Source organism: Streptomyces coacervatus, assembly GCF_029223485.1.
Taxonomy (GTDB): domain Bacteria; phylum Actinomycetota; class Actinomycetes; order Streptomycetales; family Streptomycetaceae; genus Streptomyces; species Streptomyces coacervatus.
This window is the reverse complement of sequence record NZ_JARHTP010000020.1, coordinates 122,416-145,282: the sequence shown is the minus strand read 5'-3', so window position 1 is coordinate 145,282 and position 22,867 is coordinate 122,416. Positions and strand designations below refer to the sequence as shown.

The 22,867-nt window shown below is 67.7% G+C and carries 21 protein-coding genes and 1 tRNA gene; 11 read left to right on the top strand and 11 right to left on the bottom strand.

The features are described from left to right. Nucleotides 1-113: 113 nt before the first annotated feature. Both P2Q00_RS39255 and P2Q00_RS39250 read right to left on the bottom strand, forming a co-directional pair. Nucleotides 114-1,544 (bottom strand): DUF2252 domain-containing protein, encoded by a 1,431-nt coding sequence (locus P2Q00_RS39255; protein WP_275779129.1) that lies wholly within the window; start codon nucleotides 1,542-1,544, stop codon nucleotides 114-116. Nucleotides 1,545-1,761: 217 nt separating this feature from the next. Beyond that, nucleotides 1,762-1,848, bottom strand: a tRNA-Leu gene (locus tag P2Q00_RS39250). A gap of 567 nt (nucleotides 1,849-2,415) precedes the next feature. Here P2Q00_RS39250 and P2Q00_RS39245 point away from each other — a divergent pair. From P2Q00_RS39245 to P2Q00_RS39215, 7 genes are all read left to right on the top strand, one after another. Continuing rightward, the gene (locus P2Q00_RS39245; RefSeq protein ID WP_275779127.1) at nucleotides 2,416-3,270 is read left to right on the top strand and encodes an FHA domain-containing protein; all 855 of its coding nucleotides are present in this window, start codon (nucleotides 2,416-2,418) and stop codon (nucleotides 3,268-3,270) included. A gap of 10 nt (nucleotides 3,271-3,280) precedes the next feature. Further along, nucleotides 3,281-3,796 (top strand): FHA domain-containing protein FhaB/FipA, encoded by a 516-nt coding sequence (locus P2Q00_RS39240; protein WP_275779125.1) that lies wholly within the window; start codon nucleotides 3,281-3,283, stop codon nucleotides 3,794-3,796. A gap of 98 nt (nucleotides 3,797-3,894) precedes the next feature. Then, nucleotides 3,895-5,448 carry a Stp1/IreP family PP2C-type Ser/Thr phosphatase gene (locus P2Q00_RS39235; RefSeq protein WP_275779283.1) on the top strand — a complete coding sequence of 518 codons (1,554 nt, stop codon included), beginning with the start codon at nucleotides 3,895-3,897 and terminating at the stop codon, nucleotides 5,446-5,448. Between the two features lie 27 nt (nucleotides 5,449-5,475). After that, a complete protein-coding gene (locus tag P2Q00_RS39230) occupies nucleotides 5,476-6,942 on the top strand; it encodes an FtsW/RodA/SpoVE family cell cycle protein (protein ID WP_275779124.1) in 1,467 nt (488 codons plus the stop codon). Between the two features lie 272 nt (nucleotides 6,943-7,214). Further along, complete coding sequence (locus P2Q00_RS39225; protein ID WP_275779122.1) at nucleotides 7,215-8,693, top strand: peptidoglycan D,D-transpeptidase FtsI family protein; 1,479 nt, start codon at nucleotides 7,215-7,217, stop codon at nucleotides 8,691-8,693. A 168-nt stretch (nucleotides 8,694-8,861) separates the two neighbouring features. Then, nucleotides 8,862-10,880 carry a Stk1 family PASTA domain-containing Ser/Thr kinase gene (gene pknB / locus P2Q00_RS39220; RefSeq protein WP_275779120.1) on the top strand — a complete coding sequence of 673 codons (2,019 nt, stop codon included), beginning with the start codon at nucleotides 8,862-8,864 and terminating at the stop codon, nucleotides 10,878-10,880. Nucleotides 10,881-11,081: 201 nt separating this feature from the next. After that, nucleotides 11,082-12,104, top strand: coding sequence for a restriction endonuclease (locus tag P2Q00_RS39215; protein ID WP_275779119.1), 1,023 nt, complete (start codon nucleotides 11,082-11,084; stop codon nucleotides 12,102-12,104). A 98-nt stretch (nucleotides 12,105-12,202) separates the two neighbouring features. Here P2Q00_RS39215 and P2Q00_RS39210 read toward each other — a convergent pair whose 3' ends face one another. From P2Q00_RS39210 to P2Q00_RS39185, 6 genes are read right to left on the bottom strand one after another with little or no spacing between them, the layout of a single operon-like run. After that, a complete protein-coding gene (locus tag P2Q00_RS39210; protein WP_275779118.1) occupies nucleotides 12,203-12,961 on the bottom strand; it encodes a class E sortase in 759 nt (252 codons plus the stop codon). A gap of 6 nt (nucleotides 12,962-12,967) precedes the next feature. Continuing rightward, nucleotides 12,968-14,155, bottom strand: coding sequence for a class E sortase (locus P2Q00_RS39205; RefSeq protein WP_275779117.1), 1,188 nt, complete (start codon nucleotides 14,153-14,155; stop codon nucleotides 12,968-12,970). Further along, nucleotides 14,152-14,790: an aminodeoxychorismate/anthranilate synthase component II gene (locus tag P2Q00_RS39200; RefSeq protein ID WP_275779116.1), complete on the bottom strand. Its 639-nt coding sequence runs from the start codon at nucleotides 14,788-14,790 to the stop codon at nucleotides 14,152-14,154. Before P2Q00_RS39200 ends, P2Q00_RS39205 begins: the two co-directional genes overlap by 4 nt. Continuing rightward, nucleotides 14,787-14,948, bottom strand: a complete 162-nt coding sequence (locus P2Q00_RS39195; protein ID WP_275779114.1) for a hypothetical protein — start codon at nucleotides 14,946-14,948, stop codon at nucleotides 14,787-14,789. Before P2Q00_RS39195 ends, P2Q00_RS39200 begins: the two co-directional genes overlap by 4 nt. Before the next feature lie 53 nt (nucleotides 14,949-15,001). Next, a complete protein-coding gene (locus P2Q00_RS39190; RefSeq protein ID WP_275779112.1) occupies nucleotides 15,002-15,694 on the bottom strand; it encodes a class E sortase in 693 nt (230 codons plus the stop codon). A gap of 24 nt (nucleotides 15,695-15,718) precedes the next feature. After that, a complete protein-coding gene (locus P2Q00_RS39185; RefSeq protein WP_275779111.1) occupies nucleotides 15,719-16,498 on the bottom strand; it encodes a DUF881 domain-containing protein in 780 nt (259 codons plus the stop codon). A gap of 142 nt (nucleotides 16,499-16,640) precedes the next feature. On the opposite strand from P2Q00_RS39185, the gene crgA reads away from it, so the two are divergent. Next, nucleotides 16,641-16,895, top strand: a complete 255-nt coding sequence (gene crgA / locus P2Q00_RS39180; protein WP_275779109.1) for a cell division protein CrgA — start codon at nucleotides 16,641-16,643, stop codon at nucleotides 16,893-16,895. A gap of 282 nt (nucleotides 16,896-17,177) precedes the next feature. Here the strand turns inward: crgA and P2Q00_RS39175 are convergent, their stop codons facing one another. Together P2Q00_RS39175 and P2Q00_RS39170 are read right to left on the bottom strand one after the other, a co-directional pair. Then, nucleotides 17,178-18,086 carry a rhomboid family intramembrane serine protease gene (locus tag P2Q00_RS39175; protein ID WP_275779108.1) on the bottom strand — a complete coding sequence of 303 codons (909 nt, stop codon included), beginning with the start codon at nucleotides 18,084-18,086 and terminating at the stop codon, nucleotides 17,178-17,180. Between the two features lie 178 nt (nucleotides 18,087-18,264). Beyond that, entirely contained in the window at nucleotides 18,265-18,798 is a 534-nt protein-coding gene (locus P2Q00_RS39170; protein ID WP_275779106.1) for a peptidylprolyl isomerase, read from the bottom strand. Between the two features lie 363 nt (nucleotides 18,799-19,161). Between P2Q00_RS39170 and P2Q00_RS39165 the strand changes: the two genes are divergently transcribed. Beyond that, nucleotides 19,162-19,863, top strand: coding sequence for a DUF5324 family protein (locus tag P2Q00_RS39165; RefSeq protein ID WP_275779105.1), 702 nt, complete (start codon nucleotides 19,162-19,164; stop codon nucleotides 19,861-19,863). 106 nt (nucleotides 19,864-19,969) lie between these two features. On the opposite strand, the gene P2Q00_RS39160 is transcribed toward P2Q00_RS39165, so the two are convergent. Next, nucleotides 19,970-20,977 carry an NAD-dependent epimerase/dehydratase family protein gene (locus P2Q00_RS39160; protein ID WP_275779104.1) on the bottom strand — a complete coding sequence of 336 codons (1,008 nt, stop codon included), beginning with the start codon at nucleotides 20,975-20,977 and terminating at the stop codon, nucleotides 19,970-19,972. A gap of 244 nt (nucleotides 20,978-21,221) precedes the next feature. On the opposite strand from P2Q00_RS39160, the gene P2Q00_RS39155 reads away from it, so the two are divergent. Further along, nucleotides 21,222-21,893 carry a ScbR family autoregulator-binding transcription factor gene (locus P2Q00_RS39155; protein ID WP_425579541.1) on the top strand — a complete coding sequence of 224 codons (672 nt, stop codon included), beginning with the start codon at nucleotides 21,222-21,224 and terminating at the stop codon, nucleotides 21,891-21,893. Nucleotides 21,894-22,282: 389 nt separating this feature from the next. Further along, complete coding sequence (locus P2Q00_RS39150) at nucleotides 22,283-22,786, top strand: hypothetical protein (RefSeq protein ID WP_275779103.1); 504 nt, start codon at nucleotides 22,283-22,285, stop codon at nucleotides 22,784-22,786. Nucleotides 22,787-22,867: the final 81 nt, after the last annotated feature.

Below are 22,867 nucleotides of genomic sequence, written 5' to 3'. Positions count from 1 at the left end.
GCAAGCTCATCGCTCCGGGGGGGCCTCCCCCCTCCCTCCCCCTCCCCCCTCCCCGCCCCCTGCGAACACGCGCCTCAACGGCTGCCCCCACAGCCGCACTCCTCACACGCCCCTCAAACCCCCATCTCCGCCGGGATCCGCCCCGCCCGCACCGCTGCCACCAGATCGGCATGGTCGGCCTCCGTGCGGTCGGCGTAGGCGACGGCGAAGTCGGCGATCGCCTCGTCAAGTTCCTCGCTCTTGCCGCAGTACCCGGCGACCAGGCGGGGGTCGGCGCTGTGGGAGTGGGCGCGGGCCAGGAGGGCGCCGGTCATGCGGCCGTAGTCGTCTATCTGGTCGGCGGCCAGCGCCGCGGGGTCGACGCTGCCCTTGCGGTTGCGGAACTGCCGTACCTGGAACGGCAGTCCGTCCACCGACGTCCAGCCCAGCAGGATGTCGCTGACGACCTGCATGCGCTTCTGCCCGAGAACCACCCGGCGCCCCTCATGCTCCGCCTCCGGCGCCTCGAAACCGGCGGTCACCAGGTGCGGCACCAGCGTCGAGGGACGGGCCTCCTTCACCTGGAGGACGAGCGGCTGCCCCCGGTGGTCCAGAAGCAGCACGACATACGACCTTGTGCCGACGCTGCCCGTGCCGACGACGCGGAAGGCGACGTCGTGCACCGCATGACGCGCCAGCAGCGGCAGCCGGTCCTCGGACAGTGTCGTCACATACTCCTCAAGGGCCGCCGCCACCGCCGCGGCCTCCGCGTCCGGCACCCGCCGCAGCACCGGCAGCGCCTCGACGAAGCGGCGCCCGCCGTCCTCGACCTGCTCGGTCGACTTCGCCGCGAAGCGTCCGCTCGTATTGGCCCGCGCCTTCTCGGAGACCCGCTCCAGCGTGCCGAGCAGGTCGTGGGCGTCGGTATGGGAGACGAGTTCCTCGTCCGCGATGGCGTTCCACGCGTCCAGCACCGGCAGCTTGGCGAGCAGCCGCATGGTGCGGCGGTAGGCGCCGGTCGCGTCGTAGGCCGCCTTGCGGCACTGGTCCTCGTCGGCGCCGGCTTCCCGCCCCGCGAGCACGAGCGAGGCGGCGAGCCGCTTGAGGTCCCACTCCCAGGGGCCGTGGACGGTCTCGTCGAAGTCGTTGAGGTCGATGACCAGGTCGCCGCGCGCATCGCCGTACAGGCCGAAGTTGGCGGCATGCGCATCCCCGCAGATCTGCGCGCGGATCCGGGTCATGGGTGTGCGCGCGAGGTCGTACGCCATGAGGCCCGCCGAGCCGCGCAGGAAGGCGAAGGGCGTGGCCGCCATCCGGCCCGCGCGTATCGGAGTGAGCTCGGCGATCCGGCCGCGGTGGGACTCCTCGACCGCGTCGGCCGCGTGCGGGCGGGAGCCGTCGAGGTCGAGCGCGGAGTGTGCGCTGCGCGGCACCCGCTTGCGCAGCGCCTTGCCCTCGTCCTTGGGCGACCCCTCGGCGGGCCACTCGGCGAAACCCCGCACCCGCGGAAGCCGCCGCACACCCGACTCCACCGCCGCTGCCGCTGCTTCTCCGATTTCGGTCACGCCAACCGCCTCCCCCGCACGGGCACGAACATCAACTCGTGCCGACCGTACAGCCGGTGGCCGAAGCGCGTCAGACCCTGTGGACAACTCCGCACCTGTGGAAAACGCCGTCCGGGAACGGCGGGCGGGCCATGTGATTGTCCTCACCAGGTAACCCGCCTCACACGGCCCCGGACAACGCGAAAGCCCCCAGGTCAAAGACCTGGGGGCTTTCGGCTGGTGCGCGAGGGGGGAGTTGAACCCCCACGCCCTTGCGGGCACTGGAACCTGAATCCAGCGCGTCTGCCTATTCCGCCACCCGCGCATTGGGTGTGTCCTCCGGCTCCCGACCCCTTGGGTTTGGCGCCTTCCGACACGCAGAACATTAGCACGCTGGCAGGGGTGGGTTCACATCCCTTATGGCTGGGCAGCCGCTCACCAGCAAGGACGCATCGTCCGGCCGGCGACCGGCCCGCGACCGTCCGTCCCACCACCCGGCCCTCGATCGGCCGGCCCACGATCGACCAGCCCAGGAGCGGCCAACCGCTGAAGCCTCCGCTCCGTATCAACACGTAACGGTTCACGTATCAACCTCGTACCGGTCCGGCCCGTCTCCCCAAGAGCCGGGCCGGGTCCACAGTCGGGTGCGGGACACTTGTCTTCGGCCGCCTCTACGATCCTTGGCAGAAGGAGTGCGCGGGAGGAGTTCGAAGGACGGCTTCGGAGGGAACTTCCGGAGGGAACTTCGTCCAGCGTCGACACCCGTCGACAGGGCCGACAGGGGGAACCAGCCGATTCACCCGCGCGTGGATACGATCAGTAAGCAGTACCAGGTAAGGCAGCGCCCGCCAGCCGGGACACTGGACGGAAGCGACATCGGAGGAGGTGCCTCATGGGAGTCCTGAAGAAATTCGAGCAGCGTCTCGAAGGTCTGGTCAACGGCACCTTTGCCAAGGTGTTCAAGTCCGAGGTCCAGCCCGTGGAGATCGCGGGAGCGCTCCAGCGTGAGTGCGACAACAACGCGACCATCTGGAACCGCGACCGCACGGTTGTGCCCAACGACTTCATCGTGGAGCTGAGCACGCCGGACTTCGAGCGGCTCAGCCCCTACTCCGGCCAGCTCGGCGACGAGCTCGCCGGCATGGTGCGCGACTACGCCAAGCAGCAGCGCTACACCTTCATGGGACCCATCAAGGTCCACCTGGAGAAGGCGGACGACCTCGACACCGGCCTGTACCGGGTGCGCAGCCGTACGCTCGCCTCCTCCAGCAGCCAGCAGGCTCCCGGGCCCGCCGCTCCGGCGGCCCCGGCCCCGGGCCGCCCCGGCGGAGGTTACGGCTACCCGCCGGCCGCCGCACCCGCGGGCGCCCCGCCGATGCCCGCCGCGCCGCCGCCCGGCGGACGGCCCGGCGCCGCGCCCTTCGGTCAGCGGCCCGCGACGGCTCCCGCCCCGGCGGCAGGCGGCCGGATGCGCCACTGGGTCGAGATCAACGGCACCCGCCATCAGATCTCCCGCCAGACGCTGGTGCTGGGCCGCAGCACCGAAGCCGACGTGCGGATCGACGACCCCGGCGTCTCCCGCCGGCACTGTGAGATCCGGACCGGAACGCCCTCGACGATCCAGGATCTCGGGTCCACCAACGGCATCGTGGTGGACGGGCAGCACACCACCCGCGCTACGCTCCGCGACGGCTCGCGGATCGTCGTGGGCAGCACCACCATCATTTACCGGCAAGCCGAAGGGTGAAGCGGGGGCAATGTCAGAGCTGACCCTCACGGTCATGCGGCTGGGTTTCCTGGCCGTACTGTGGCTGTTCGTGATCGTGGCCGTGCAGGTCATCCGCAGCGACCTGTTCGGTACGCGCGTCACCCAGCGCGGATCCAGGCGCGAGGCCGGACGGCCGCAGCAGGCCGCCCGGCAGCAGGCCGCGCCCCCGCAGCAGCGTCAGCAGGCCGGCGGCGGCCGCCAGCGCCGCAACGCCCCCTCCAAGCTGGTCGTGTCCGAGGGCACCCTCACCGGCACGACCGTCGCGCTGCAGGGCCAGACCATCACCCTGGGCCGGGCGCACGACAGCACGATCGTGCTGGACGACGACTACGCCTCCAGCCGCCATGCCAGGATCTACCCGGACCGCGACGGCCAGTGGATCGTCGAGGACCTGGGCTCCACCAACGGCACGTACCTCGACCGGAGCCGGCTGACGACCCCCACGCCGATTCCGCTGGGCGCGCCGATCCGCATCGGCAAGACAGTCATCGAGCTGCGGAAGTAGTGCCACGTCATGAATGAGCGCGAGCGGAGCGAGCACGCAGCGGCGGCCCCCACCACGGGCACCGGCGCGCTCCCGACCGGAGGGTGGGCACCGTGCGGATGTACCCGGAGCCGACGGGCGAGGTGCGCATGAGTCTGTCACTGCGCTTCGCCGCCGGATCGCACAAAGGCATGATCCGCGAGGGCAACGAGGACTCCGGATACGCCGGTCCGCGCCTGCTCGCGATCGCCGACGGCATGGGCGGCGCCGCCGCCGGAGAGGTCGCCTCCTCCGAGGCCATCTCCACCATCGTCGCCCTCGACGACGACGTGCCGGGCTCCGACATCCTCACCTCCCTCGGCACCGCCGTACAGCGCGCCAACGACCAGCTGCGCGCGATGGTGGAAGAAGACCCGCAGCTGGAGGGCATGGGTACCACCCTCACCGCCCTCCTGTGGACCGGCCAGCGCCTGGGCCTCGTGCACGTCGGCGACTCGCGCGCGTACCTGCTCCGCGACGGCGTCCTCACCCAGATCACCCAGGACCACACCTGGGTGCAGCGCCTGGTCGACGAGGGCCGTATCACCGAAGAGGAAGCCACCACCCACCCGCAGCGCTCCCTGCTGATGCGCGCGCTGGGCAGCGGCGAGCACGTCGAGCCCGACCTCTCCATCCGTGAAGTCCGCGCCGGCGACCGCTACTTGATCTGCTCCGACGGCCTGTCCGGCGTCGTCTCCCACCAGACCCTCGAGGACACCCTCGCCAGCTACCAGGGCCCCCAGGAGACCGTGCAGGAGCTGATCCAGCTCGCGCTGCGCGGCGGCGGCCCCGACAACATCACCGTCATCGTCGCCGACGTACTGGACCTCGACACCGGAGACACCCTCGCCGGGCAGCTCTCCGACACCCCGGTCGTGGTCGGCGCGGTCGCCGAGAACCAGAACCACCTGCACGACCCCGGCTTCATGGAGACCCCCGCAGGGCGCGCGTCCGGCCTCGGCCGCCAGGGTCACGGAGGGGGCGGCGGCGAGTTCGGCCCGCCCGGCTCCGGCGACACCACCGGCTACATCCCGGCGGGCAGCTTCGGCGACTACACCGACGACGACTTCGTCAAGCCCGGCAAGGGCCGCAAGTGGGCGAAGAGATCCTTCTACCTCGTGCTCGCTCTCGCCGTCGTCGGCGGCGGCCTCTACGGCGGCTGGCGCTGGACGCAGACGCAGTACTACGTCGGCGCCAAGGACGAGCACGTCGCGCTGTACCGGGGCATCAGCCAGGACCTGGCCTGGGTCTCCCTCTCGAAGGTCGAGAAGGACCACCCGGAGATCGAACTCAAGTACCTGCCGCCGTACCAGCAGAAGCAGGTCAAGGCCACGATCGCCGAGGGCGGTCTCCCCGCCGCCCAGTCGAAGGTCAACGAGCTTTCCGTGCAGGCCTCCGCGTGCAAGAAGGAGACCGAGCGTCAGCAGGCCGAGAGCCAGAAGAACTCCAAGACCGGCACGGGCCAGGCGGGCGGCACCACGGGAACCACCAAGACCTCCCTCACGTCCAAGGCATCACCGAGCCCCTCGACCTCACCGACCCCGTCCACATCAGCGACCGCACCCACCCCCAGCCCCGGCCCCACTCTCTCGGACGATGAGCAGAAGGTCGTCTCGCTGTGCGGTAAGCAGTAGGCAAGCCGTGAGAGGCCCTGTCACACGATGAGCAGCACTACCAACACCCCGACGCACCACACGTCCACGATCGGCGCGATCGGCGCACCCAGCCGGCGCAACACCGAGCTCGCGCTCCTGCTGTTCGCCGTCGCCATCCCGGTCTTCGCCTACGCCAACGTGGGCCTGGCCATCGACGACAAGGTGCCGGCCGGCCTGCTGAGCTACGGCCTGGGACTCGGCCTGCTCGCGGGCGTCGGCCATCTCGCGGTACGGAAGTTCGCCCCGTACGCCGACCCGCTGCTGCTGCCCCTGGCCACGCTGCTGAACGGACTCGGGCTCGTCGCGATCTGGCGGCTCGACCAGTCGGCGCTGCTGCGGCAGATCGGCGTGGCCGGCGGCAAGGCCACCAACCAGCTGCTCTACACGGCGCTCGGCATCACCCTGTTCGTCGTCGTCCTGATCTTCCTCAAGGACCACCGGGCCCTCCAGCGCTACACCTACATCTCCATGGTCGGCGCCCTGGTCCTGCTGCTGCTCCCGCTGGTCCCGGGCCTCGGCGCCAATGTGTACGGCGCCAAGATCTGGATCCACGTCGGCAGCTTCACCATCCAGCCCGGCGAGTTCGCCAAGATCGTGCTGGCCATCTTCTTCGCCGGCTACCTGATGGTGAAGCGCGACGCGCTCGCCCTCGCCAGCCGCCGCTTCATGGGCCTGTACCTGCCGCGCGGCCGCGACCTCGGCCCGATCATCGTCGTCTGGATGATCTCGATCCTCATCCTGGTCTTCGAGACCGACCTCGGTACATCGCTGCTGTTCTTCGGAATGTTCGTCATCATGCTGTACGTCGCCACCGAGCGGACCAGTTGGATCGTCTTCGGTCTGCTGATGTCCGCGGCCGGCGCCGTCGGCGTGGCGAGCTTCGAGCCGCACATCCAGACCCGTGTCCAGGCCTGGCTCGACCCGATGCGCGAGTACAAGCTCAGCCAGGCCGGCAGCCACGACGGCATCCTCCACTCCGAGCAGGCCATGCAGGCCCTGTGGGCCTTCGGCTCCGGCGGCACCCTCGGCACCGGCTGGGGCCAGGGCCACTCCGAGCTGATCCGCTTCGCCGCCAACTCCGACTTCATCCTCGCCACCTTCGGCGAGGAACTGGGCCTGGCCGGCATCATGGCGATCCTGCTGATCTACGGCCTGATCGTGGAGCGCGGTGTGCGCACCGCCCTCGCCGCCCGCGACCCCTTCGGCAAACTGCTCGCCATCGGCCTGTCCGGCGCCTTCGCGCTACAGGTCTTCGTGGTGGCCGGTGGTGTGATGGGCCTGATCCCGCTGACCGGTATGACGATGCCGTTCCTGGCCTACGGCGGCTCCTCCGTCATCGCCAACTGGGCACTGATCGGCATCCTGATCAGAATCAGCGACACCGCCCGCCGCCCGGCGCCCACCCCCGCCGGCAACCCCGACGCCGAGATGACCCAGGTGGTCCGCCCCGGCGCCGCCGGCCCCGTCGAGTGACGCTGATCACCGACCTGACGATCGTCGACCCCTGCGACCTCTGGTCCTGACGGACGGCTTCCGGCCCGGCACCCGCCGGAACCGGAAGCCCTCCGCGCTTTCCGGAACCCACCGCACCGCTCATGCGTCTCTTCACCAGTCGTTGTCCACAGCCCCGCCCGGGAGACACAGCCGCTGCCTCTAGACTGTGGGCGGCCAAGATGACACCAGCACCATCGGCACCGAGAGACTGAAGCGGCAGGCGCACCTGTTAGCTTGTGGAAAGGCCGGATGTGAACAAGCCACTGCGCCGAATCGCGATCTTCTGCGGACTTCTCGTCCTGGCGCTGTTGATCCGTGACAACTGGCTGCAGTACGCCCAGGCCGACAAACTCCGCACCGATCCGGCCAACCGCCGCGTCGCCATCCAGCGGTACGCGAACCCGCGGGGCGACATCGTCGTCGACGGCGACCCCATAACCGGCTCGGTCGTGAACAAGCACGGCGACTTCAAGTACAAGCGCACGTACAAGAACGGGCCCATGTGGGCCCCGGTCACCGGCTACTCCTCCCAGGCCTTCGACGGCAGTTTCCTGGAGAAGGTCGACGACGGCATCCTCACCGGCACCGACGACCGGCTCTTCTTCCGCAACACCCTCGACATGATCACGGGCAAGCAGAAGTCGGGCGGCAACGTCGTCACCACCCTCAACGCTGCCGCGCAGAAGGCCGCGTACGACGGTCTGAAGGCCCAGGGCGGCAAGGGTGCTGTCGCCGCGCTCGACCCGTCCACGGGCAAGATCCTGGCGATGGCCTCGTACCCCTCGTACGACCCCTCCGTCTTCGCCGGCAACACCAACGACGACGCGAAGGCCTGGAAGAACCTGCAGAAGCAGTACAACCCCGACGACCCGATGCTGAATCGGGCGCTGCGCGAGACCTACCCGCCGGGCTCCACCTTCAAGGTGGTCACGGCCGCGGCCGCGCTGGAGAACGGGCTGTACACGTCCGCCGACGAGAACACCGACTCGCCACTGCCCTACATCATGAAGGGCACCACGACCCCGCTGAAGAACGAGGGGAACATCCCCTGCAAGAACGCGACGATGCGGGTAGCCCTGAAGGTGTCCTGCAACACCGTGTTCGGCAAGATCGGCTCCGACCTCGGCAGCGACAAGATGCTGGCCGAGGCGAAGAAGTTCGGCTTCGACTCCGAGCAGTTCGTCCCGGTCCGCTCCAACGCCTCGGTGTTCTCCGAGAACATGAACCCCTCGCAGACCGCGCTGTCCTCGATCGGCCAGTACAACACCGCCGCGACCCCCCTGCAGATGGCCATGGTCGCCTCCGCGGTCGCCAACAACGGCAAGCTGATGAAGCCGTACATGGTCGACAAGCTCCAGTCGTCCAACCTCGACACCGTCGCGCAGACCGACCCGCAGGAGCTCAGCCAGCCCCTGTCGGCGAAGAACGCGCAGATCCTGCAGTCGATGATGGAGACGGTCGTCAAGGAGGGCACGGGTCAGAAGGCCCAGATCGGCGGCGGCATCACGGTCGGCGGCAAGACCGGTACCGCGCAGCACGGTGTGGCCAACAGCAAGAACCCGTACGCCTGGTTCCTCTCCTACGCCAGGCTCAGCGACGGCAGCTCGCCGGTCGCCGTGGCCGTGGTGATCGAGGACGACAACGCCAACCGCGAAGACATCTCCGGCGGCGGCCTCGCCGCCCCGATCGCGAAGAGCGTGATGGAGGCGGTCATCAACTCCAAGAAGTGACCCCGCTCACGTCCCCTTCACATCGGTGCACGTTGCGATACCGGTCCTGTATCGGGTGACGCACTTGGCCAGGTCACACAAAGCTAGCCGGGTACGGTAGGCCCGGACGGCAGCCTCCGACCGCACACCCGTGCCGGTCGGGACCGACGGAGAGGGCTGGTAGGAGCTATGGAAGAGCCGCGTCGCCTCGGCGGCCGGTACGAACTGGGCCAGGTGCTCGGTCGTGGTGGCATGGCGGAGGTATACCTCGCGCATGACACCCGCCTCGGGCGCCAGGTGGCGGTGAAGACGCTGCGGGCGGACCTCGCACGCGACCCTTCCTTCCAGGCCCGGTTCCGCCGGGAGGCCCAGTCGGCCGCCTCGCTCAACCATCCCGCGATCGTCGCGGTCTACGACACGGGCGAGGACTACATCGACGGGGTCTCGATCCCGTACATCGTGATGGAGTACGTGGACGGCTCCACACTCCGCGAACTCCTGCACTCCGGCCGCAAGCTCCTGCCCGAGCGCGCGATGGAGATGACCATCGGCATCCTCCAGGGCCTGGAGTACGCCCACCGCAACGGCATCGTCCACCGCGACATCAAGCCGGCCAACGTCATGCTGACGCGCAACGGCCAGGTCAAGGTCATGGACTTCGGCATCGCCCGCGCCATGGGCGACTCCGGCATGACGATGACGCAGACGGCGGCGGTCATCGGCACCGCGCAGTACCTGTCACCGGAGCAGGCAAAGGGCGAGCAGGTCGACGCGCGATCTGATCTTTATTCGACCGGCTGCCTCCTGTACGAACTCCTGACCGTACGACCCCCGTTCGTAGGGGACTCCCCGGTCGCGGTCGCCTACCAGCACGTACGGGAAGAAGCGCAGGCCCCCTCTGTCTTCGACCCGGAAATCACGCCCGAAATGGACGCCATCGTCCTGAAGGCCCTGGTCAAGGACCCGAACTACCGCTACCAGTCCGCCGACGAGATGCGCATCGACATCGAGGCCTGCCTCGACGGCCAGCCCGTCGCGGCCACGGCGGCCATGGGCTCGGTCGGCTACGGCGGCTACCCCGACGACCAGCCGACCACGGCCCTGCGCGCCACGGACGCCGGCGCCACATCGATGCTGCCCCCGATGAACCCGGACGACGGCGGCTACGGCTACGACGACCGCTCCCGCCGCCGCCAGCCCCAGAAGAAGTCCAACACGTCGACGATCCTGCTGGTCGTGGCGGGTGTTCTGGTGCTGGTGGGCGCGATTCTGATCGGGAAGTATGCGTTCAGTGGGAACGGGGGGGTGGGGAACGACAGTGTCCAGGTGCCGAACTTCGTGGGTCTCTCGTTGAGTGACGCCCAGAACCAGGCCACCAACTCCGACCTGAAGGTCTCCGTCACCAGGAAACCCTGCGAGGCCCAGACCAAGGGCAACGTCTGCTCGCAGGACCCGGCCAAGGGAAAGACGGTCAAGAAGGGGATCACCGTCAACCTTGTGGTGTCGACGGGGGCACCGAAGGTGGTCGTGCCGAATGTCACCGGCAAGACCCTCGACGAAGCCAAGCAGATCCTGGAGGGCGACGGGTACAACTTCAACGTCAAGACGAAGACGGAGGAGTCCTCAGAGCCCGCGAACACCGTCCTGGAACAGAACCCGAAGCTCGGCAAGGAAGTCGAGAAGGGCTCCGACATCACCCTCACCATCGCCAAGGCGGCGGAGACGGTCCCGGTACCCGACGTCACTGGCAAGTCCTGTGACGACGCCAAGGCCGCGCTGTCGGCCGTCGGCCTGACCGGCAACTGCGTCAACACGCCCACCACCGACGACAACCAGGTCGACAAGGTCATCTCGACCAACCCGACGATCGGTAGCCCGCTCAAGAAGAACTCGGCGGTGCAGCTCAACATCGGCCAGAAGCAGCAGCAGACGGCCGTCCCGAGTGTCGTCGGGCAGAGCGTGAAGGACGCCAAGAAGACCCTGCAGCAGGCGGGCTTCAACAACATCCAGTTCGCCAACGGCAGCGACCAGAGCGACAACGCGCTCGTGATCCAGCAGGACCCGCAGGGCAACACCGGGGTCCAGGACCCGGGCAGCACGACGGTCACCCTCACGACCGTGAGCGGCGGCGGGAACAACGGCGGTAACAACGGCGGCACCAACTTCTTCGGAGGCGTCACCGGAACCGCGTACCGCACGGAGAACTGACAGCCCTCCCACCGCCAAGGAGCCCCGGCACCCTGTTCACACAGGGCACCGGGGCTCTTTCGTGCCACCAAGATCCCCGTACTGAACATCTGCTCCTACGTCGATCGTGTCTTCACATCTGACGATTCGTTGATCGGATGGGGCGGGGTGTACGAGCTCTGCCCTGGCCGTACGGCCACACCACGAACGGAAGGGCAGAACGTGATCAACGAATCGGCGCTGCTGGAATCGAAGAGCCTGCGCGACAGCGTCCTGGAGCGAACCGACGTCCTCGACAAAGTCAAGGCGCTGTCGCTGCTGCCGGACGGGATGCATGTGACTACGGCGATGGTGGCGGCGTACTTCGAGGTAGGGCTCACCGCCATCACTTCTCTGGTACATGATCACAGGGAAGAGCTCGAAGCCAGCGGCTACCGCGTGTTGACAGGTTCAGAACTGACTTCCTTCAAGGAACTCAGTGGAATCCAGTCACGCACAAGGTCCCTCGCCCTGTTCTCCCGCCGAGCCGTCCTCAACATCGCCATGCTGCTCCGCGATAGCGAAGTCGCACGTCAGGTGCGTGTGTACCTCCTGGACATGGAGTACGTGGCGCGTACGCAGCCTGTGGATAACTCCGTCCACAGGGGCGATGTCTCCCTCGACGACCGCATCGACCAACGCATCACCCACATCCTCGGCAAGACCGTCGTGCCGATGTTCAACGCCCTGATCGAAACCTCGGGCGAGCACCGCCGCGAGCTCATCGCCCTCCGCGAGGACGTCCAGAACATCGAACGCAAGCTGTGCTGGCACCACCAGCGGATCAGCACCCTGGAAGGAGAGTCGCCCACAGACCAGGTCCGGGCCTCCATCGCAGCCATGACCTGGCAGGCCTTCGAGCGCCACGTCGCTGAACTCCTACGTCGGGACGGTTGTACGGATGTCGTCGTTCGCCAATCCCACAACGACCGGGGCATCGACATCACCGGCCGCACAGCGGACGGACGGAGTCTGGCCGTTCAGTGCAAGAACCGGTCCGGGCGCGCGCATGTCCCCAGTGCCGACATGCAGAAGTTCGCCGGTGCCGCACGAGCCGTCGACCGGGTCGATGTGGCCCTGTTCGTGGCTACGTGCAACTTCAGCCGGGAAGCACAAGCGATCGCAGACCTGAGCGGGGTCATCACCGTGAACCGCGACGAGTTGGAAGAGTGGACCGCAGGAGTGCGCCTCAAAGCCCTGCAGTAGGCGTCACCGCGCAAGAGGCCCGAAGCCGCAAAGGGTAGTTGCGGCTTCGGGCCTCCGCCATGCTAGAGGACTGAGGTCCTCACGGGACCTCAGTCACCTCACTGCAGTTCCTTCGGCGGCGTCCTCTTACCGTCCACCTTCTCCACCCGCACCAACTCCCCCCACACCACATACCGATACCGGGACGTGTACACAGGCGTGCACGTCGTCAGCGTGATGTAGTGGCCCGCCTTCTTCTTCCCCGACTCCTTCGGGATCTGCGAGATGACCTTCACGTTGAACTTCGAGGTCTCGTCGAGGATGTCGTAGACCTTGTAGACGTACCACTTGTCCCTGGTCTCGAAGACGATCGCGTCGCCGACCTGCACCTTGTCGATGTTGTGGAACTTCGCGCCATGGCCGTCCCGGTGGGCGGCCAGCGTGAAGTTGCCCTTCTTGCCCGTCGTCGGGAGGGTCGCCTTGACCGGGTCCGTGTAGTAGCCGGCCACGCCGTCGTTGAGGACCTTCGTCGATGTGCCCTTCTCGACCAGGACCTCGCCGTTCTTCATGGCGGGGACGTGCAGGAAGCCGATGCCGTTCTTGGTGTCCAGCGCACCGGGGCCCGTGTTCTGGTCCTCGTGGGCCCAGGTGTCGCGGACCTTTTCGCCCTGCTTGTCCGCCGCGCGGTCGGCGACGACGTTCGTCCACCAGAGCGAGTAGACGACGAACAAGCCGAGTATCAGGCCCGCCGTGATGAGGAGTTCGCCGAAGACGCTCACCGCCGCCGCGATGCGGCCGTGGCCGCGGCGGCGCGCCGGTGGCGCCGCGGGCGCGTCCGTGTCCTCTTGAGTGTCGTCGGTGGTCGCTGCCACGTTCATCTGCCCCTACTCGACGAGCGCATCCGGCTTGCCCTTGCTGCGCGGCCGTTCCTCGACCATCTTGCCCCAGACGATCAACCGGTACTTGCTGGTGAACTCCGGAGTACAGGTCGTCAGCGTGATGTACCGGCCCGGCTTTGTGAAACCCGACTGGGGCGGCACGGGACCGATCACGCTCGTATTGCTCGGCGACGTCACCGGCAGCGTCGAAGTGATCTTGTAGACGAAGTACTTGTCCTGCGTCTCGACGACGACCTCGTCGCCCTTCGTGAGCCGGTTGATGTACCGGAACGGCTCGCCATGCGTGTTGCGGTGCCCCGCGAGCGCGAAATTGCCGGTCTTCGCGTCGGGCATCGCCGTCTTCAGCTTGCCCTCGCTGTAGTGGCCGACCATGCCCTTGTCGAGCACCTTCTTGTTGCTGACGCCCTCGGCGATCGGCACGACCACGTCCAGCTTGGGGATGTCGAGAATCGCAAAGCCCTGGCCTGGCTCGAACTCACCCGGTGCACGCTTGCCGCTCGCCCAGTCGTTCTGGAGGGTGCTGGTCTCCTTGTCCGCCGCCGCATGCGCCCGCACGTTCGTCCACCACAACTGGTAGGTGACGAACAGCAGCATCAGTACGCCGGTGGTGATGAACACCTCACCGATCGCCCGGCTCGCGACGACGGCCGGACTGGCCTTGCGTGCGCGGGCCTGCCGACGGGCCTCCACGCGCGAGAGCGGCGTCTGGGGAGCGTCGGCGAACGTCTCCTCGGCGCCTTCCGAGGCCTCCGACATCGTACGAGCGCCTCCATGGCGCCCATGACGGCGCTTGGCGGCCTTCCTGCGGGCCGCTCGGCCGCCCGGAGTGGTTCCTGTGGCAGGTGTGGCTGTTGAGGCGTCAGACGGCAATATGGAACCGCCCGGCGGCGGCTCCGGTATCCGCAGAGCCACCGTCTCGTCGTCGACGGGCGGGAGATACCGCTCCGGCTCCTCCACGAGCGGCGGTACGTACGGCTCCTCCGCGGCCGCCGCATACGCCCCGTGCTGCCCCTGCTGCCCCTGCTGCCCCGCCGAATCGCCGTTCCACTCCTCGAACGCACCGGACGTCTCGTACGAACCGGACGCCTCATACCCCTCGTACGACTCGTACCCCTCGTACGGCTCCTGCCCGTACGAGGCGGCGGACTCGCGCTCGGGGCGCAGCGCGGTCACGCCGTGGCCCTGCCCACCACCGGGGCGAGCCCCGCCGACCTCGCCACGGCACCCTGGTCGCCGCACTCCACCAACCAGTTGGCCAGCATCCGGTGGCCGTGCTCGGTCAGCACCGACTCCGGGTGGAACTGCACGCCCTCGACCGGGAGTTCACGGTGCCTGAGGCCCATGATGATCCCGTCGTGCGTCCGCGCGGTCACCTCCAGCTCGGCCGGAACCGTCTCCGGCTCCGCGGCCAGCGAGTGGTAGCGCGTCGCCGTGAAGGGCGTCGGCAGACCGGCGAAGACGCCCTTGCCCTCGTGCTCGACCAGCGAGGTCTTGCCGTGCAGCAGCTCCGGCGCACGGTCCACCACACCGCCGTACGCCACCTGCATCGACTGCATGCCCAGGCACACACCGAAGACGGGCACCGAGGTGGCCGCGCAGTGCCGCACCATCTCGATGCAGACACCCGCCTCCTCCGGCGTACCCGGACCCGGCGACAGCAGCACACCGTCGAAACCGTCCTGGGCGTGCGCCGTCGACACCTCGTCGTTGCGCAGCACCTCGCACTCGGCGCCCAGCTGGTACAGGTACTGGACCAGGTTGAAGACAAAGCTGTCGTAGTTGTCGACGACGAGAATCCGCGCACTCACTGGTTGTCCACCGTCACATCGTTGAAGGGCAGCAGCGGCTCGGCCCACGGGAAGACGTACTGGAACAGGACATAGACCACCAGCAGGATCAGCGCGAGCGAGATCAGCGCCTTCACCCACGCGTTTCCCGGCAGATGCCGCCAGATGAAGCCGTACATGCCGTCCCTTCCGTTCCACCACGGCACCGGACTCACGCCGTACCCGCACCAGACTAACGGCGCAGCGCCTCTGGTTTCCCGGCCTCCACAGGCTGTGTGGAATCCAGGTGCGCCCACACGATCAGCCGGTGGCTGTGCCCCCACTCCGGATCGCACGTGGTGAGCGTCAGATAACGGCCCTCCTGCGTGTACCCCGACTTACGTGGCACAGGATCGATCACCTCAACATCCGTCGGCACAGTTTTGTAGGGCCCTTTGTCGATCCGATACGTGAACCAGGTGGTCCCGTCGGTCAGCACCACAGCGTCACCGGGCCGCAGCTTCGGGAAGTCCACGAACGGATCTCCGTACGTACGCCGGTGTCCCGCCACCGCGAAGTTGCCCTCCTGCCCCAGCTGCGCGGTGTTCGCGTAGTGCCCGAGCCCCTTCTTCAACGTGCTCACGGCCGTGTTCTCGAGCACGGGCTTGTTCCACGTGAAACCAAGCCGCGGGATGTACATGATCGCGAAGGGCTTTCCCGCAACATACGGCGCCGGCTCCCTGGGAGCGGCCGAAATGCCGGCCCCCGCACTCGCCGCGGGATGCGCCGTCTGCCTCGCCCACTGGTCGTGCAGGACATCGATCTGATGGTTCATCGCGCCGTCCGCCCGCACACCCGTCCAGAACAGCACATAGACGACGAAGAGGACGATCAGGGTCCCGACAGTGATACACAGTTCGCTGACGGTCCTGACGACGACGCGCACCGGCAGCTCCCGAAACGGCTCAGTTCACTCCACGGGCTGGGCGTAGTGCAGATCCACTGTGCCCGAGTAGCCGGGCAGAGTCACCGTCCCGTCCTGAGTGACTTTCCAGCCGAGGCCGTACACATTCACGTACACCATGTAGTTCTGGATCGCCGTGGAGGCGGACAGCGCCTTGTTCAGCTTGTCGGGGTCACCGATCGCCGTGATCTTGTACGGCGGTGAGTAGACACGCCCCTGAAGGATCAGGGTGTTGCCCACACAGCGCACGGCACTGGTGGAGATCAGCCGCTGGTCCATCACCTTGATGCCCTTGGCCCCGCCCTGCCACAGCGCGTTCACCACGGCCTGCAGGTCCTGCTGATGGATGACCAGGTAGTCGGGCTGCGGCTCGGGATAGCCGGGAAGCTTGGCGGTGGCGTCCGGCGGGGCGTCATTGAGCGTGACGGTGATCGCCTCACCCTTCAGCTTCTGCGTGCCCGCACTCTTCTCCAGGCCCGCGAGCTTCTCGTCCTGCGCCTTGCTGCTGCCGTCGTCGCGCTCGGCGAAGGACTCGACCTCATGGCGCAGCGAGCCGTTGGACTGGTCCAGTTCGCCGTTCTTGCGGCTGCGCTCCTGGATGAGGTCGGAAAGCTTCAGCAAGGACGTGTCCGTACGGATATTGGTGCCCTTGGCCGTATTGAAACTGGTGAAGAAAATGAGCCCCGCGAGGGCGAAGACGGCCACCGTGAGCACCCGCACCGGCCGGAAACGGCGTTCACGGGCAGGACTGGATCCGTCCTGGGGGGAGTCGGCAGAATTGCTCAACGTACCCTTATCTCCTTCGGCGCCGCGGAAGCACTACGCTAACGGACGCCCGGGGGAGCGCTAAGAGTCCCCTTGTACGCTGCTCCGGAGCCAGCCACAGTTCCCTGCGCGGCCACGCAGCGCATCGACAGGAGAGACCCTCGTGCCGAAGTCACGTATCCGCAAGAAGGCCGACTACACGCCGCCGCCGGCGAAGCAGGCGACCAGCATCAAGCTGAACAGCCGCGCCTGGGTCGCGCCAGTGATGCTGGCCATGTTCGTCATCGGCCTGGCCTGGATCGTCGTCTTCTATGTGACGGACGGTTCACTGCCCATCGACGCACTGGACAACTGGAACATCGTGGTGGGCTTCGGCTTCATCGCCGCCGGATTCGGCGTCTCCACCCAGTGGAAGTAACAGCCGAAGGAACGGCCACGAGCCGGTGAACTCAGCTCTGCCCAGGGCTATCCGCCGAGTTATCCACAGCCGGTTTCCACACGCTGGGGAAAAGAACGACCATCTAACGACCATCTGTGGATAACCCATCGGGTGTTGACGCCGATGTGACTGGCACACCGGCAACCGCAAACCTGTTCGCCCCCTGCCTGACCTGCAGAAACACGGGTCAGTGACAGGGGGCACAGCTGTTCCCGCACACCATGCACAAGATTGGCAACCCGCTGTGGACAACCGGCCACGTCAGGTGAGCTGGGCCGTTCTGAGCAGGGTGAGGACCACGACTACGACCAGGACGAGCGCGCAGGTGCCGTACTGGATGAGGGCCCGGTGCTCACGCGGGGCGTGCACCATGGCGTAGCCGGTGATGACGCCGGCGACGAGGCCGCCGATGTGGGCCTGCCAGGAGATGCCGCTCCAGCTGAAGGTGAAGATCAGGTTGATCACCAGCAGCGCGATGATGGGCCGCAGATCGTAGTTGAGGCGGCGCATGAGGACGGCGGTGGCGCCGAACAGGCCGAAGATGGCGCCGGAGGCGCCGAGTGTGGCTGTGGTCGGGGAGGCCAGCAGGTAGGCCAGGGCGCTGCCGGCCAGGCCTGAGACGAAGTAGACGCAGAGGTAGCGGGCGCGGCCGAGAGCGGCTTCGAGTGGTCCGCCGAGCCACCACAGGCTGAGCATGTTGAAGCCGATGTGCCATGGCTCCTGGTGCGTGAACATCGAGGTCACGAGTCGATACCACTCGCCCTCGGCGACGCCCTGGGTGGGGTTGAACGGGGCCGGGGGCCATTCGCCGATGAGGACGAGGTGGTCCAGGAGCGAGGTCCGCACGTGTACGGCGATGAACACGGCGATGTTGATCCCGATGAGGATCTTGGTGAGCAGGCGGGGGTCGGCGGTGATGGTGCCGCCGGCGATGGTGCGGGGCCTGGCGGCGGCTGGGCGGTGTCCGGTGCCGGAGTCGCCGCGGGCGCATTCGGGGCATTGGAAGCCGACGGAGGCGTTGACCATGCACTCGGGGCAGATGGGGCGCTCGCAGCGGGTGCAGCGGATGCCGGTCTCGCGGTCGGGGTGGCGGTAGCAGCCGGGCAGGCTCTGGGCAGGCGGGGGTCCCTGGTCCTCCGGGCCCTGTGGGCTGCCTGGCGCCTGGTCCATGAGATCCCCTAGGTCGTCGTACGGGCGCCGTGCGCAAATGCACCGCCCCGCCCATCTTTACGGATGAGCGGGGCGTTTGGTTCCTGCTGTGCGGGGACTCGACCCTCTCGGGTTCCGCCCTCGTGGGTCTCAGACCTCGTAGGCCTCAGCCCTCGTGGGTCTCAGTCCTCGTGAGGTCTCAGCCCTCGCGGGTTTCGACGACGACCGACTCGATGACGACCTCGTTGACCGGGCGGTCGGTGCGCGGGTTGGTCTGGGTGGTGGCGATGGCGTCGATCACCTTCTGGCTGGCGGCGTCGGTGACCTCGCCGAAGATGGTGTGCTTGCGGTTCAGCCACGTCGTGGGAGAGACGGTGATGAAGAACTGCGAGCCGTTGGTACCCGGACCAGCGTTGGCCATGGCCAGCAGGTAGGGCTTGTTGAAGGAGAGGTCGGGGTGGAACTCGTCCTCGAACTGGTAGCCGGGACCACCGGTGCCGTTGCCCAGCGGGTCTCCGCCCTGGATCATGAATCCGCTGATCACCCGGTGGAAGACCGTGCCGTCGTAGAGCTTGTCCGTGGACTTCTGGCCCGTCTCGGGGTTGACCCACTCGCGCTCGCCCGTGGCGAGTTCGACAAAGTTCCGGACCGTCTTGGGCGCGTGGTTCGGCAGGAGCCGGACTTCGATGTCGCCGTTGTTGGTCTTCAGGGTGGCGTAAAGCTGCTCAGCCACGATCTGCCTTCCGTTGTCTTCCTGTGACCCCCTGATCCTCGCACGGTCCGCGCCGTGCGTCGCCCGGCGCCCGTCTATGGGCGCGCATCGGGGGAACTCGCTTGCAGAAAACCGGTCGAGTACGTCCGGGCCGGGGGCGCTCGGAGGCGATCCGTGGCATTGTCGACGACAAGCGCCCGTTGCCCCGTATTCATCCTCTATTGGACTCGATCGGCTCTTGCTCAGCTCTTGATCGGAGATGGTCCGGAGTCGGTATGCATGACCCGGATGCCCGCCCTCACATGCCCCGGGGGCTGTTGACAGGCATGATCCGTAAAAGGGTGGAAAGTCGAATTACCGTACGCCACCGAGGAGGAGGATCCCGTGACCCGCATCGACAGCGTGCGCGCCGCGACCGGTTCGGCGAAGGACAGCGTGCTGCACGCCGCGGAAGTGGTGGCGCCCTACGCCGACACGGCCAAGGACAGGGCCGCGCACTATGCAAACGAGGCACGCGTACGGCTTGCGCCGAAGGTGTCCCAGGCCGCCGACCAGGCCCGCGTCCAGTACGACGTCTACGTCGCGCCGCGCCTGGAGCAGGCCCGTACACACGTGCCGCCGAAGGTCGACCAGGCTGCCCATGAGGCTGCCGTCCGTACCCGGCAGGCGGCTCGGCAGGCCGCCGACTATTCCCGGCCGAGGCTGGAGCACGCGGTGGCCGCGGCCGGGCCCGTCAAGGACGAGGCCGCGGCGCGCGGTGCCGCCGCGCTGGCTGCGCTGCGCGGTCAGGTCTCGCCGAAGGAGATCCAGAAACTGGCCCGTAGGCATGAGCGTCGGGCGAGGGCCGGCCGTGCTGCGAAGGTGCTGCTGGTGCTCGGGGCTCTCGCGGGCGGTGCCTTCGCCGCCTGGAAGTGGTGGGACAAGCAGGCCAACCCGGACTGGCTGGTCGAGCCTCCCGCTGCGACGGAGGTGCCGGAGTCGAGCCGGCTGTCGTCGGTGGACGGCAGCGGTCAGTCGTTGCTCGACCCGGAGGTGCAGGCCAAGGAGGCCGAGGAGGAGGCCGCGCGGCGCGACGACGGCCGGTGACGTCCTGTGGGACTGCGGGACTGTGGGACGAACTGCGGTGTGGGGCGGGAGACTTGAGGGTCTTCCGCCCCACGGCTGTGTTTCACGTGAAACACGTGTGGGGGTTTCACGTGCTGTCGCTCGCGGCCGGCGTCCGCGGCGCCAGCGCGTCCCGGTACCAGGCGGCCGATTCGCCCAGCCGGATCCGGTGTCCCGGGCCGGGTGGGCAGTCGAGGCGGGACCAGAGCGGGGAGCGGTACCAGCGGTCTTCTGCGAGCAGTCCGGCCTGGTGTGCGCTGGCTCTTCCGGGCGTCTGGCGCAGGCGGGTCAGGTAGTCGTCGAGAGTGAGGCCGTCCTGGGGGACGGGCAGGCCGAGGGTGTCGCCGAGCAGGGCGACGAATTCCCGCAGGGTCGGTGTGTGCGGGTGGGCGGCATGGTGCACGGTGCCGGGCGGGAGGGCCTCGGATGCGCGGGCGAGGGTGGCCAGCAGCCGGGCCAGGTCGTCGACGGCCACCAGCGAGAGCCGGGCCCGGCCGTTTTCCGGCAGCGCCGGTACGCGCTGCAGGAGTTCGGCGAGGGCGGGGACGAACCAGACGTCCCCGGTGCCGTACACGAGTGGCGCTCTGAGCACTGTGCCGCCGGCGGCGAGTACGGCTTGTTCGGCGAGTAGCCGGGTGCGGCTGGTGGCCGAGGTGGGTGCGGGGGTGTGTTCGTGTTCGGTGAGGTCGCGGTGCGGTCCGGCGCCGTAGACGGCGGTGGTGCTCACCAGGACGGTGCGGTGGACCCCGGCGTGTTCCGCTTCGGCGAGCAGGGTGCGGGTGCCGTCGACGTTGACCGCCTGGCATGTGGCTTCGTCGGCGCCGATGTACGAGACGCAGTGGAGCACGGTGTGGATGCCGTCGCACAGGCCCCGCAGTGCGGCTGGGTCGGTGACGTCACCTGTGACGTATTCGACGCCGGGCACCGCGCTGGATGCCTCCGGTACCCGTCTGACCAGTGCCTTCACCGCACCGGGCCGCGGTGGCCGGTCGCCGGTGAGTGCGCGCAGCGCTGCCGAGCCGATGAACCCGGTGCCGCCGGCGACGAGGACCGCTGCGTCGGGGCGGGCCGGGCGCAGTCTGTTGTGGGGGTTCATTCCCAGATGGAACGTCGGGAGCTGCCGGCTGTGCAAGCGGCCCGCCGGGTCAGAAAACAGACCGTACGGTTCCTTTTCTTTCAAGGAACCGTGATCTGAGCCACGTGGCCCAGGTCACCACCAGGCAGGGGTGGGCTGCTACGGAAGGTGTCTCTGTACCCGCCTTCCCCGTCGAAGACTCCAAAGAAACAGACCGGATGGTCGGGTAGGCTGGCCGCACCAGGCACGCCCCGGAGGGAAAGAAATGGCCAAGCAGGCTCGTGCGGTGCAGACCCGCCGCTCGATCGTGGAAGCCGCAGCGAGCGTGTTCGCCGAGTACGGCTACGAGCGCGCGGCCACCTCGGAGATCCTGCGCCGGGCCAATGTCACCAAGGGCGCGATGTATTTCCACTTTCCGTCCAAGGAGTCTCTCGCCCAGGCGATCATGGACGAGCAGACCGGCCTGGTGAGCGTGGAGCCCGGGCTCTCGCCCCTGCAGTCGGTCATCGAGATCACGCACCAGTTCGCGTATGTGCTGCGCCATGACGCCCTCGCCAGGGCGGGGACGCGGCTGTCGATAGAGGGTGTCTTCTTCAACGGCACGCACCCGTGGGGCGACTGGTTCGACCTGACCACCCGGCTGCTGGCCGAGGGGCAGGAGCAGGGCGAGGTCCTCCCCCAGGTGGTGCCGAGGGAGACCGCGGAGTTCGTCGTCGCCACCTTCACCGGTGTCCAGTTGGTGTCCGAGGCCATCAACCGGCGAGCCGACCTGCGCGGGCGGGTCGCCGTGATGTGGCGTCACATCCTGCCGTCCGTCGCCCATCCGGCCGCCATCTCCCGTCTGCGCCCGGAGGGTGCCACCGACCCGGCGGCCGCGACGGCGCGGAACGCCGCCCGGGCGGAGGCGGACATCGAGGTCGGGGCGGTCACCGGCTGAGCCTCGCCTGTACGAGGACACCTGAGTTCGTGTTGCGGTCGCGGCCGACGTAGTCGCGGGCCGGTGTGGTGTGAATTCTCGCCATGGTTTGTGCGTGCCCTGCGACTCCGTTTCCGCAGTAGATGTAAGGACGCACATTGTTTTCGAGGATTCCGCTTACTTGCCGGCAGTATCACCTCCCCGCCATGTCGAGTCATATTCCCTTGTGACTGCCGCGGACAATGTGACTAGAGTGACGCGCTGCTCCCGGCCAGTTGGGGAACTGCCTGCCCGAATCGTCCGGGCGGGACGGGAGCGGACGACCAAACATTCTCGGCGCAACGGGGACCGCACGCGCGCATGCCGCCATGGACAGGTCTCCTTGTGCCTTCAAGACGGGGGAAATCGTCATGCGCAAATGGCTGCCTGCTCTTGCTCTGTCCGCAGCTTCCATCTCTTCGGTTCTGGCAGCTCCGCAGGCCCTGGCACAGGACTCACCGAGCGCCGCGCTCGATCTGCAGACGCGTGCCCTCGCGGCGGCTGATCCCGCAGCGGTACGAGCCGGCGTCACGTTGTGCGGGAGCGGATACAAGCTGGCTACCGCAGAACCGCTTCCGGACTCCCGCCGGTTCGGAACCCTGTTCACGTACATCAAGGAAGTCACGGCACCGGCAAAGTCGGGGGCGTGCGCCGTTTTCGACAACAACCTCGGTGCCAGGAAGCACATGAAGCTGAAGCTGTGTTCGTCGACGTGCAAGGCCGATGAGGGCAATTTCTCCAACTACGCGGGTCCGGTCAAGATCGAGAGCAATGACTCCGGCTTCCAACCGCGCTGTGTCATGGTGACGGCCCTGATGTGGGAGGGGGATGTCGCGATCATCAACCGGGAACGCCACGTCGACGCCTGCGACTGACCATCGCCTGCCCCTCTCGGAACGAATACAAGGCCTGGCGAACCCCGGTCTCGGCTCTCTTCCCGACCGTCGTCCAGAACG